An 11,936-nucleotide genomic window follows, 5' to 3' on the forward strand; every position below is an offset into this window, starting at 1 on the left:
CGAAAGCGCGAAAGGGTGGGTGTAAGCAACCGAATCCTACGCGATATCAGCGCATTGCGCCACGCCCGCCAGCCTCAAAAAAAAGCCGTCATGAATAAGATGGGCTAGCTCAATTTAAGTGGCTTATCCCCTTGGTTCAGGTTGCTCAATATTTAGTATGTGGTGCCGCAAAAATTTGAGGTGATCGCGGATCGTAAGCGCTTATGGCGCGTGTTCAACGTCAGTTTCGCGGAGCAGTTTGTCGAGCGTGAGTAGCGAAGATCCCGCAGCTTTTGCGTAGGCGTAGTGAAAGCAATCGCAATTACTGAGCGCTCGCTTGCCGATTCCATGTCGTTCCGCGACGGCAACAGCGTACGTCAGAATTCGAGAGGGTGTGGTAGAGTCTCGCAAAGCTATATTTCGTGCGGCGAGCCATTCGACGACGACTTGTTCTGCCTGATGGTAAAGGCAGTTTAATTGGTCTGGCCTGGAAAGAACAATAATGGCTTCCCAGGCCGCCATTGGAGAGGTGAATGCTTCGGATTTGGTTGCCAGTTCGCGTTCATAAGCGATGGCGGATTCTTCTCCCGCGATAATGGAGACGATGGCGCAGGCGTCGATGAACATTGGCATTAACCGGCGAGATCGTGATCGAGATCGTGAAAGGCTTCTGGAGGGACTGGTTGTCGGTTTTTCGGAAAGGCCAGTCCGTGTTTTTCGAGAATGCGGCGAGCTGTTTCGCGTGGTGTTTCGGCCGCGAGGCGAGCTTTTATGGCCTCTTCTAGTGCGGTGACGACTGCTTTGGTGACGCTGACTTTGTCGATTTCGGCAAGGCGGCGAGCTAGGCGATCAGCGTCTCGGTTGCGAATACTTAAGGCCATTGCCGTTCTCCATTTTAGAAAATTGTATAGCAAAATGGCGCTTGATTGTATAGCAAGCGGCGGATTATCCATGCGTGTTGAAGCCCGCTTGGCGGTGCTCCAATGAGGCTGTTGGTTGACTAGGGGATAGTGTTTAGGCCGGTGAGGGCGCCCAACATTGATTTTGTTAAGACGCACAGGTTAATGTGCGTCTTGAGCTTGAGTATGATGAATTCGAAGTAATCCTTGCTCCTTTGCCCCGCTACTGACCCGGGGTCAAGGAGCCTTGGGGGTTCTGGATTTTCCAGAGCTAACTTTCCAGTCGAGGATTCTTCTTATGAAAAAACTCAAAGCTCGGCGTCGCGGTCCTCTGCGGCGAGTCCTGCGGCCTTGTTATGAACCGTGGGTGGTTATTAACCGCCCATTCCGGGTGCGACCGGGTGTTCAAAGCCCCGACCTCATTAGTGAGGCAGGGTCCGAGCCTACTTAAAGGCTCGGACCCGTTCGTAACAGTCTTCCGGACTGGACGGGCACGGCGTTAAGCCGTGTCCGTCTTCCCGCTTATTAGGCGGAAACTTGGATTATGTTCTTCACTTCAAGATAGCAGATATAGGCTTGACAGGAAATAAATGAATTTTTGGGGTTAAAGAGAACAACTTCTATAAAAACAACGGTATGGTTAGATTTAATTAGGCAATTTGATTAACGAAGTCACGATATGCCGCGTGCGGCAGGTGGGCGGAAATATCGAGCAGCGTATCGAACGACGATTTCATGTGCCGCCGCCGATTCCAACGGAAGACGAATTCATCAAGGTAGCGATGCAGATGCGGCTTGCGAACGCCGTGATATGTGCCGAGCGCCCATCGTTTGAAATTGGCGAAGACGCGATGTATCCACGGCATCACGATGTGCGCCGCCATTTTGCCGACGACCTTCGGCTGGTGGTTGTAGCCTTTCAGGCTCTTGTAGCCAGAAAAGCCGTCACTGAGGACTGTCGCGCCCGGCGTGACGACCGCAGCGACGAAGGCGCCGATACTGGTCGCGGAGAAATTTTCCAGCAGCGCGAGGCGGATACGGCGCGGCTGGCCTTCGGGCGAAAGCTCAATCGCGCCGATGATGTGCAATTTGCCGATGGCGCTGCGGCCTTGACCGCCGGCGACGGGATCAGCTTTGGTGCGGTAGGGGATATCGCTTTCGTCGACCTCGACGATATCTTCCAAGAAGCTCCGGTCGGGATCGACCATGGCGCGGCGCAATTTCTGAAGCATCAGCCAGGCGGTCTTATAGGAGCCGAGTCCGAGCTGCGTCTGGAGTTGCAGCGCCGAAATGCCATTGGAATGACTGGCGATCGCGTAAATCGCCTGGAACCAGGTCAGCAGCGAGACGTGGCTCCGATGAAAGATCGTGCCGGCGGTGACGGACGTCTGGCGGCCGCAACCAGCACATTCGAAGGTGAATGGCTTGGAGTCGAGGGCCCAGGCTTTGGCGCCTTGGCATTTCGGGCAGATGAAGCCGTTCGGCCAGCGTTTTTCGAAGAGATGGCCGGCGCAGGCCGCGTCGTCTGGAAACCGCTCGGCGAAGGCGGTTCTAGACATGGGGCGATCATTTTTCCAGCGGCTCGACATGGGAACAAAATAGGAACCAATTGCCGTGCCGTCAAGGCCGCCGATCACTACCTATAGGCCGACCTGAGCCAACGGGATAAGTCACCAATTTAATCACATGCATGGGAAATTATCACGATTTTAGCGGTTGCTATCGCAAACCTCCTTGCCAGCTCAATTCATCTCCTTCCGATTTCATAACTCCGTATTAGACAATTACTCGGGAGGATTTTCAGAGAAGCCTATCCCCGTTCACGCTTGCTATTATCACCCCGGCTAAACAAGGGAGGTTTTCAGCTACGCCGAATTCGCCGTCGTCATCGGGATATCTCCGGCCAGCTAAAACATCAGTGAATGAACAATTCCTCCGGAGGAATAAGATCGCTATGAGGACGAAACCCACTTTGACGGCCAAATCGTTGGGTTGAGCGGTTCCGCGAAAACTATCTCCCGCCCGGGCTCGTTTCCCCTCCAGGACCGTTTCTCCTCTGCGACGTCTCCGGGAAGCAAGTTCAGATGAAATATGGGAAATTCTCACCATTTTAGCGCTTATTTTCGAAAATCTCTCTGTGAAGTCAAATCCTCCTTCGGTCTCATAACCTTCGAATTGAACGATTCCTCCGGAGGAACTGGCAGTTCATGCCCGTCAAAATCAACTACGATGCTTTCTTAAAAAATAGGATTCGATTTGACAGGCGGATAGGGCCATGATAAAGTTCATCTGCGCAGATTAGATTGCTCTAAAAATATCGAGCAAGGCGCTTTTGATATCTTACAAGCCTGAGCCGTCTATCTCCGCTCTGGGTTCCATCTCATCCATCTTGCACCTCGACTGACAGCAACCGGCGATGACGTTCGCGCGGCAGGGCATAAGTTGCTCTGTTGTCCAAGAGTCCTTCGCCCTTGAGGGACAATAGTATGAGCAGTACCGGAAAAACCCGTCGCCACAAGGCGAAAAATGGAGGCGCGCCAGGCTCCGATGGAACGCAGCGCCCGCCGATCCCGCCCTTGGCGATTACCCTTCGCGAGGCCGCAGCGGCGGCCTGCATTTCACTCTCGTCGCTTTACATCGAAATCGGGGCCGGCCGCCTCCGCGTCATCAAAATCCGCGGTTCGAGGCGTGTCCGGGTCATCGATCTGGAGGACTTTCTCGGCTCCTGCCCCCCGATCGGGCCGGCAGGAGGCGCCAAATGACCCGCCTTTCCAGCCTTGTACTTATTGCCGCTGCGGCGGGTTTTATTAAGTCCGCCACGGCGACTTTCGAGGAGCCGCAGTCTGAATCGGTCGCGCCTGTCCTGTCGACGATCCCCAAAATCAAGATTGCGACCTCCAGCGGAGATATCGTTTACGTCAGTTTCAGTGGGGCAAAAATAAAAAATAAAAAAAGTGCAACCCCGGAAAATAAGATGAGCACACTCCATGTAGTTATGATCGATTTTAAGAGCAGTCAGCGAATGCCGCGCGCGCCGCCGAATTAATAAAGCGGATTAACCGCCGCACTTCGGCAATTACGAAACAAAGCACAATCACGCGCCGAGCGATCTGCGTGAACGATGACACACGTCCAAACTCGAAAGAACTCCAGAGGAACATAAAATGGAAAACGAAAACAGCACGATAAAATCTCAGAGCCTCGAAGCCGAATCCAACGTGACCGTGTCAGCGACTGTATTGGCCAGCGTCGCCGCATTGTCGAAGCCCATCGAAACAGAATACTTAGATGACTTGCGCAAGCGGGCCGGCGGGAAGCAGGAGAGGCTCGAAAAAAAGGTTAAGGTTTTCGTCGCGAGATACAAAATCGACCCCACGCCGTTGCCCGGGGATCCGCGCAAGCCCGGAACGCCTTATTTAAATGCCATCGCGAAGATGATCCCCTGCAGCCGGCTGGGTCTCGCGAAAAACGCCAAGTGCATGAAGATGATCAACGATCTGGCGGCGGAGGTCAAATTGACGCCTGCGGTGCGGCCGCCGCGCAAGGTTCGAGAACCCGTTTTGCCGCGTCTGGAAAAGTGGAAGGTTGAAATTCGCGAAGGAAAAAACCGCGTCCCGCGCTCCTATATCGATCCCTCGCTTCCGGACTTCGCGGCGATCGAGCGCCGGATCGGCCTCGGCCAAGGTGTCCTGAACAATCCGAAAATGCCCTATCGCCAAGCCATCCTTGACTTCGTCGCTGAGGTCGGCCTGGAGGAGATCGACGTCTCCAAGGCCTCAGGCCCGGTCACGATGGATGAAGTTGAGGCAGCGGCCGTTCGCGAATGCGAACTGAAGATGGGCCGCCAAAACAAAACGCAGAAGCAGATCAATGCCGAGGCCGCGAACCTTCGCTGGGCGGCCGGCAAGGTGCGCTCTTTCATGACGGATACGGAAGTGGCGACGGTCGCTGCGATCGAGCAGGCGCTGGAGCATTTCCAGGCCGACGACACTCAGCGCAAGCTTGTTTCGGCGATCAAGCGGCTCAAGGAGGCGTTCGAAATCTGCGAACTGGTCGGCAATCTGCCGCCGACGTTTGACCAAGCCCTGTATGCCATCATCGTCCGCGTGGGTGTGCCGAATGCAACGATCGCGCGCAGCGTCGGCTTGAAACCCATGGTTTTGCGTGGCTGGGCCGATGGAACCAGCTACCCCGGCCCAACGACGCGGTTTGCCGTGGCGAAGTTGGAGGACTTTTTCCAGCTTCCCGCCGGCGCTCTGGCAGATCGCTGTCCGCTTCGCCAACGCCCGCAATCGCCGCGCAAGATTGGAGAAAAGGACGAGGCTGTCCCCGAGGTTACCGAAGCCAATGCGGACGATAGCGACGAGACCGACCGCAAACCGGAGTTCGCTTTCCAGCCGGAGGTTCGCTCGTTGCCGATCCTTCCCGAAGACGCGGATCATTCGTCACGCTGGCCCCGGCAACTTAGGCGCGAATGCGACGCCTTCCTCACGTTCCGCACCGATCCCAATCCGCCATATGGCATCAACCGCTCGCCGGATTGGTCGGTGTGGAGCTTCGGCACAGTGGGAATTCGCGAACCCGAACTCGGACGCTTTTTCGGTTTCCTGGCGTCGCAATACAATCAGCTATGCCGCTTGACCGAGGGGGAACTGAGCTTCGTCCTGTTCCTTTTTCCTGAACTGCTGCATCACTTCCTCGATCACCGCAAAATCCGCCGCGCGAAGAAAATTGGCCGGCTGAGGATCACCAACAATGATTTCGCGTTGCTGCTCGTCGCGCGAAATCTGGTGCATCCCGACTATGGCTGGCTGACCCAGCAGCCCAAGATGGCGGCCAAGCTGCGGCCCGTGAAAAGGGAAGGATCCGACGAGTGGTTGATCTCACCCGACGATTGCGACCTCGCGCAACAGGACTGGAAGGCGTTTTGCCAGCTCGTCTATAAGCGGTATGACGATCTTTGCGCCACAACGAAGCGCGAGGTCGACGTCGAGAATGAACACGCGGCGATCCGGGCGATCCTCGAACTCCGTGACCCGTTGGTGGCCTTTGATCTCGGCGCAGCCGGCCTGAAGGAGGAACTCGCCTACCTGGACAAGAATTCCTGGGCGTACCACCTGGCCGTGCGCGACGCCGTCATGTGGCTGATCCAGGCACAGTGCGCGCTGCGTCGAAAAAATATCGCCGGTTTGGAACTGGATGATCTGTCCCTCCGCGATGGCGTTTGGCATCTCCACCTGGATAACCGCAAGATGAAAAATCGTAGGAGTTCTTTTTTCCGCCATGACAGGAAAGTCTACGATCTGGACATCGATCTGCTCGATCATGACGGTCTCTATGATCTGCTCGTGGAATGGCGCAATGTCAGCCGTCCGCTGTTGCTGAAGGGGCGCATATCCAAGTCGTTTTTCATCGGCAAGGATGGCTCTGATCTCGATGAGCCCGGCGTGGTCCAGGCGGTCCAGCGCGTGTACGGAGTCTATATCCTGTGGAATGCGGAGACGCGCACCGGCATTGAGGGGACGCAGATGACCTCGATCCACTGGATGCGGGGCGTCTTGTGCACGGGAATGCTCAAGCAGACTGGAAGCTTCGGAATCGCCGCCGACGCCATCGCCGATAGCGTCGAAACGGTGACAAAGCACTACGCGCGCTACCTCCCCGCCGACAGATCTCGAACCGTCCGGAACGTGCTGCAAAACCGGAAGGACTCGCTGTCGGAATAATCAAGCGAGCGGTCGCGGCGCCTTCAGGTGGCGCGGCCGCTGATCGTTCCGGGCGGTCGGAAAATCTGCCTTGAGCTTGAGCCGAAGCCGAAATTCGGTGAACATTATTACTATAGAAGACCCACCCGAGTATACCATGACGATTATTTTTAAAAATATAATTATTTCAATTGGTTATAATGCCTCTGAGTGAAAATATTTTGAGCATTTCCTGACGTGTGAAGCATTTTAGAGCATACCATGACGTGCATGTCGCAGCATTCGAACGAATTTCAGCGCCCCCGTTTCGCAGGTCAGGACCGGAAAAATGTTCCAAGTCCAGTTTCCCTTCGAAATCGGAAATAGCCCCGTCGGCAAGTTCGCTCCGATTTGCGGCTCCTTGCGTCTTCGCGCAGAATAGTACTAGACACCATTTCCCCCGAACCCCGCGCGGCGCCCACCCTTTGGAACATCACACACAAGCAGCTCCGAAGGCAGAAAACAAACCTGGCGCCACTGGCCTCCGGTCAAGCCTATGGGATGCGGCCCGTTTCGCAGCCTGGGCATACGCGCCATTCCAACGCTTGGCGGCGCCGGAGCTATACGGCCTGCTGGCGACACGCGCCTTTACGGCCAATGGCCTGTACCTCAATCTTGGCTACTGGAAGACCGCGCGGACCATTGACGAAGCCTGTGCCGCCTTGGCCACGCTGGTGGCCGAGGCGGCGGCGATGGGGCCGAATGACGATGTCGTGGATGTGGGCTTCGGCTTTGCCGATCAGGACATGCTGTGGATCGAACGTTTCGCGCCACGCCACATCACCGGGCTGAACGTGACACCGGTGCAGGTGCGCCTAGCCCGCCAGCGTTTGCAGCGGCGGGGCATGGCGGATCGCGTCACGCTCACCGAGGGATCCGCCACCGCGATGCCGCTGCCGGATGCATGCTGTGACATCGTCACCGCCGTGGAATGCGCCTTCCATTTCCACACCCGCGCCGATTTCCTCGCCGAGGCTTTTCGCGTGCTGCGGCCGGGCGGGCGGCTAGTGCTAGCCGATGTGATTCGTGCGGCGCCCGAACCCGAGGCGCTCCGCCGGCGGGTGCAGGATTTCGCCTGGTCCCAGTTCGCGCAGAAATTCGCGGTGCCCGCGGCCAATGCCGACCAGCGAGCGCCTTATGTCGCGAAGCTGAATGCGGCCGGCTTCGCGACAGTGGATGTGACGCCTATCGGAGAGCATGTCTTCCCCGGTTGGCACTGCGCGCTGGCTGAGGACGCCGCGCTGTTCGCCAGGCTTCCGCCGGCCGGCCAGTTGCCTTATCGCCTACTGCTCAATTTCGATGCCCGCACCGTCTACAGCGCTTTCGACTATGTTTTGGCGACCGCGCGCAAACCAAGAGGAAATGGAGTGCGCGATGGCGCTGGATGATTTCACCGCCAAGACGTGGGGCGAGGACCAGAGCCTCGCGGCGTATCGCGGCCAGCGCTACTGACGGCAGTCTCCCAAAACCTCCTGATTTTGAGCTCGAATACAGCTGTGCAGATTTGTTGCAGACCTTGTGAAAAGTCAGGCTGAGCCGATTCCATTTTCGCCGTCGTGGCGATAGCATCGGTCATGACAGGGTTCATAAATTTCGCAAGGGGAGAGGCATGATTGATAAGATGACTCAACTCAACCCCCAAAAAAAAATAGAAGATGCCAATGCGCGCTGGCGCGTGGTGATCGAGAAAGGAACGAAGCGCCGACGTCAGGTGCTTCGATTCATTTCGCCCCATTTCGTCGCGCGAGGCGTAGGACCTTGCGACGTCACCACCCCCGATCTCGGCGAGATCGTCAACGCTCTGGCGGAGAACGACGCCCGGGACCATTTCAGACAGCCCGACTCGCAAAATCGCTATGCGGCCAGCGGCGACGTCGATGAGGCTCACAATCGCCCGACTCTTTTTTCCGAGAAACATGGTCGGCTCGCGAGTCACTGAGCGCGCCCATGCGCGCCCTGATCGATCTTCTATTTCGGGTTCTTGAAGGCTTTCGGTTTTCCGACGGTATCCCTGACGCCCGGCGCGGTGGGAAACTGCGCAACGGCGCGCGTGAAAGCGTCAGCAAGGTGCTGGAAAGAATTGGCGCGCCCTTCACCGCAAGCGAGATGCGCCATGTCGGAGTCTAACGCATGGCTTGCGCTGGCGCTGGCGACACGAGCGAAAAAATGGCGAGGGCGGCTCGCCTCTTCGTGATCAGGATCGAACCACCAGCCTCTCAAAACAAGCGATGGGCTTTTTCCAATAATTAGCGGATTGACGTTGTCCCGGCCGCTTTAAGGGTAGCCGGAGCGAATTCATATTTTAAAAGAGGGATATCCCCTGTAAAATGTGGATCTTCAGTAAGTGCAACCCCGAAAAAATAAATATATAGAGATGCAATAATCAAACTATGAATTAAGTTATCATTTTAATATGAAAAACTAAGCAATAAAACACATTTTCGATTTCGATTTCGTTCGAAAACACGTTGATCAGCGCGGAGCGCCCATCCCCTCAATCGAAAATTTAATGACCGTTCCGCTTCTGGCGCGGGACGCGTCCTCGAAATCAACGCGCCGTGACCGCCGTCCAAAAACTGGGCGGCTGGGGTTCGATGATTTTGTCGGCTGGAAGTCTGTGAGCGTTTCACGCCGTCCCTAAATCTCTCGCTCATTTTCAAGACTAAAAAAGGAAGAAAAAATGCTCGACATCGAAAAAATGGACCTAAACGATCCTGTCGACCGCCTCGCGCTGGCGGACGCTTTGTGCCAAATCCTCAAAAAACTTGACGCGATACCTGCGGCGGCGGACACGTCCCAAAAAAACGAAACTTCCGGAGCGGTTTTTGGCCACGTTCCGACCATTTGGCCGATGGTCGGCGGCGAAAACCTGAAACCGGTTTCGCCGACAATCTTTGCGAGCCAGGCTTTTCGAGATCGGTTTATCCCTGGGCTTCTGGTTCGTGCGTATGGTGCCGGATGCCCAGGGTTGCGGAATCTCGCATCTGTTTTGGACCTTCCCCTGCGTAAAATTGGCGCGACGGAGGCCCTCGACATCCGAACGAGGATCAACGAGTTTTCACAAGACGCTTACGGAAGCCTCGCTTGCGCTGCGGATGGCTTTCTCCGTCAGGAGCCCGGGTTTGACAATTACGTGCCGGTCCAGTTGCCGTGCGCACCGGCGCCCTCTGCGCTTTCGCCGGTGAAAGTTGAACCGCGCGCCATCGCAATCCGATTGCCTTCGGGAATGACGTTCGAAGATTTCGAAGATCGACTGCATCTGAAATTGGAAAACGTTTCACTGTCGGCTTGGATCAAAACGCCCGAAGGCCAGCTTCATTTGGCTCACCTTGGCTTCAAATCGGCGAGGGCCGAACGTTTCACAACTTATGTTTGCGGCGGCGTCGAAGAGCCAAGTCCAGCCGAGGAGCTTTATATTTTTCGTCCCCGTCAGGATGGCGCGCGCCTCGTCACCGTAATCGAGAGGCTTGTCCTTGAATTCCTTGGACTGCAGGACTAATCGCCGCATCGCCTTTTATTGGCTAGACGAGTAGCAGCCACGTCGAGATCGTTGACCAACAACAGTATTCAATGAAGCCAAAAGTCCGTCCGACTACCAAATCCGCCGTAATGCCTTGCGGCGCCGTCGGCCTGACTCGTCAACGAAACAATTTTCCAGGGAGGCGACCCGTCAACCCCAAAAAACAAGACGAATGAGCCGACGACCAAAAATGAAGTTCGAGTGCCGTCTCAGGTGAAAAAATCAATGAAACTGTAAATATCGAAAAGGAACATAGAATGAAAAACGACGATGAATACTTCAAGCGCCATCATCCTTTCAGCCGTATGGACATCAATGACGAGACCAAAGCGCGATTTCAATGGTCGAGCCGACGACAGCGGGGATTGCAGGAACTGATGACCGAACTCTTAATGTTACGCCAATATCACGAGGGTCAAAGTATTCATTTTGATCCGGAAACTAAAATCGGTTTTCGCTACGCAATTGACGAAATCCGCGCGCTGATCGCGATGATTCCGGCCCGCGATGAAGACGAGCTTCGCGTGAAATGCGTGGCGTTGAGCAATCCTGCCCCCGTCGTTTCCTCTCACGAATTGCTGCCTGTCATGGCACGGGCGTCAATTTGCGCCGATGTCTTCCGACTGAAGCCCACGCCACTGCCTGAGTGGCTGGAGAAATGGATCATCGCCTAAAGCCGTTCGCGGGCGGATGTTCTGCGTCGCCCGCGGATCGAATTGGCGCCAAAAACCTGGCGTGTTTTCCTATTGGAGTCTTTGAAAATGTCTGAACCCATTCCGATTGCTACTGTGATGGCAAGAAAAATCTGCGCGCGGCTTGAACGCGCGCTTTCTATTCTCGAATCCGTTGATGAAGGCGTCATCGAGTTCGATCTGGTCGAGGTCGCATCTGCGGTTTTTGAGGCACAGCAAACGATTCTTCGATTGACACGTGCGCGCCAGGAGATGTGGTCAAATTCTCCGTCTTGGACATCCGACACTTGAATGAGAACGTGTGCTTCAAAGACGAAAGCGCCCGCCGTCCCGACTCCAGGCGCGAGCATACGTACGTCTGCTATCTCCAAAACTGCAGACTATGACGGTACGTCGGCTTTGCGCCAAAGCACGAAGTCGCTCCGCTCCGGCCCGCTGCGCGGGGCGTGAACCGAAAGGGCGAGTAGCAGGCCGATAGCATATGGCGCGACGGGCAGTCCCGTCCTGAGATTGAGGGTCGTCAACCTCACTCAGGAAGGATCGCCGTATGAGCGCGACCAACACTGTCAGTCCGCTGCGTCAGCGCATGATCGAAGACATGGCTGCGCGCAAGCTCAACCCGCACACGCAGCGCAGCCACATCCAGAGCTGCAAGCGGTTCGCCGCCTGGCTCAAACGCTCGCCCGACACCGCGACGCCCGACGAAGTGCGCCGCTTCCAGCTGCACCTCGTCGAGGATGGAGCCAGCATCTGCAACCGTAATCGGATCATGACTGGTGTGCGCTTCCTGTTCCGCGTCACGCTGCGTCGCCACGATCTGGCGGCCGAGATCTGGCACATCAAGGAGCCGCAGAAGCTGCCGCCGGTATTGAGCCCCGAGGAGGTTAAGCGTGTCCTGACCATGGCGACAAGCCTCAAGGCGCGCGCGATGCTGACGCTCGCGTATGGTTGCGGGTTGCGCGCCAGCGAAGTGATGCGGCTGCGAGCCTGCGACATCGACAGTGAGCAGATGATCATTCGCATCGTCCAGTCGAAAGGCCGCAAGGACCGGAATGTGATGCTTCCGCCCGAGATCCTCGACCTGCTGCGGCAATGGTGGAAA

Annotated in this window: 13 protein-coding genes; 10 read left to right on the forward strand and 3 right to left on the reverse strand. The window is 56.1% G+C overall.

From position 1 onward, the window contains the following. Positions 1-201: 201 nt before the first annotated feature. The 3 genes from QZY01_RS09775 to QZY01_RS09785 form a co-directional block, all read right to left on the reverse strand. On the reverse strand, positions 202-606 hold the full coding sequence (locus QZY01_RS09775; protein WP_294536441.1) for a type II toxin-antitoxin system VapC family toxin: 405 nt from the start codon (positions 604-606) through the stop codon (positions 202-204). 5 nt (positions 607-611) lie between these two features. Continuing rightward, the gene (locus QZY01_RS09780) at positions 612-860 is read right to left on the reverse strand and encodes a type II toxin-antitoxin system VapB family antitoxin (RefSeq protein ID WP_294536443.1); all 249 of its coding nucleotides are present in this window, start codon (positions 858-860) and stop codon (positions 612-614) included. 668 nt (positions 861-1,528) lie between these two features. Beyond that, positions 1,529-2,467, reverse strand: coding sequence for an IS1595 family transposase (locus QZY01_RS09785; RefSeq protein ID WP_294536463.1), 939 nt, complete (start codon positions 2,465-2,467; stop codon positions 1,529-1,531). A gap of 897 nt (positions 2,468-3,364) precedes the next feature. Here QZY01_RS09785 and QZY01_RS09790 point away from each other — a divergent pair. From QZY01_RS09790 to QZY01_RS09835, 10 genes are all read left to right on the forward strand, one after another. Then, a complete protein-coding gene (locus QZY01_RS09790) occupies positions 3,365-3,640 on the forward strand; it encodes a hypothetical protein (RefSeq protein WP_294536445.1) in 276 nt (91 codons plus the stop codon). Continuing rightward, positions 3,637-3,924 carry a hypothetical protein gene (locus QZY01_RS09795; RefSeq protein ID WP_294536447.1) on the forward strand — a complete coding sequence of 96 codons (288 nt, stop codon included), beginning with the start codon at positions 3,637-3,639 and terminating at the stop codon, positions 3,922-3,924. The genes QZY01_RS09790 and QZY01_RS09795 overlap by 4 nt, the downstream gene beginning before the upstream one ends. Before the next feature lie 118 nt (positions 3,925-4,042). Next, positions 4,043-6,604, forward strand: coding sequence for a hypothetical protein (locus QZY01_RS09800; RefSeq protein ID WP_294536449.1), 2,562 nt, complete (start codon positions 4,043-4,045; stop codon positions 6,602-6,604). Positions 6,605-7,167: 563 nt separating this feature from the next. Next, positions 7,168-8,010, forward strand: a complete 843-nt coding sequence (locus tag QZY01_RS09805; protein WP_294536450.1) for a class I SAM-dependent methyltransferase — start codon at positions 7,168-7,170, stop codon at positions 8,008-8,010. Positions 8,011-8,231: 221 nt separating this feature from the next. Further along, positions 8,232-8,561, forward strand: a complete 330-nt coding sequence (locus tag QZY01_RS09810) for a hypothetical protein (RefSeq protein WP_294536452.1) — start codon at positions 8,232-8,234, stop codon at positions 8,559-8,561. 8 nt (positions 8,562-8,569) lie between these two features. Then, on the forward strand, positions 8,570-8,749 hold the full coding sequence (locus QZY01_RS09815) for a hypothetical protein (protein ID WP_294536454.1): 180 nt from the start codon (positions 8,570-8,572) through the stop codon (positions 8,747-8,749). Positions 8,750-9,302: 553 nt separating this feature from the next. Further along, complete coding sequence (locus QZY01_RS09820; protein ID WP_294536456.1) at positions 9,303-10,121, forward strand: hypothetical protein; 819 nt, start codon at positions 9,303-9,305, stop codon at positions 10,119-10,121. A gap of 278 nt (positions 10,122-10,399) precedes the next feature. Beyond that, a complete protein-coding gene (locus QZY01_RS09825; protein ID WP_294536458.1) occupies positions 10,400-10,816 on the forward strand; it encodes a hypothetical protein in 417 nt (138 codons plus the stop codon). Between the two features lie 87 nt (positions 10,817-10,903). Next, complete coding sequence (locus tag QZY01_RS09830; protein WP_294536459.1) at positions 10,904-11,125, forward strand: hypothetical protein; 222 nt, start codon at positions 10,904-10,906, stop codon at positions 11,123-11,125. A 256-nt stretch (positions 11,126-11,381) separates the two neighbouring features. Beyond that, on the forward strand, positions 11,382-11,936 hold a 555-nt coding region (locus QZY01_RS09835; RefSeq protein ID WP_294536461.1), incomplete at its 3' end, for a tyrosine-type recombinase/integrase.

Source organism: uncultured Rhodoblastus sp. (assembly GCF_903903185.1).
Lineage (GTDB): Bacteria > Pseudomonadota > Alphaproteobacteria > Rhizobiales > Beijerinckiaceae > Rhodoblastus.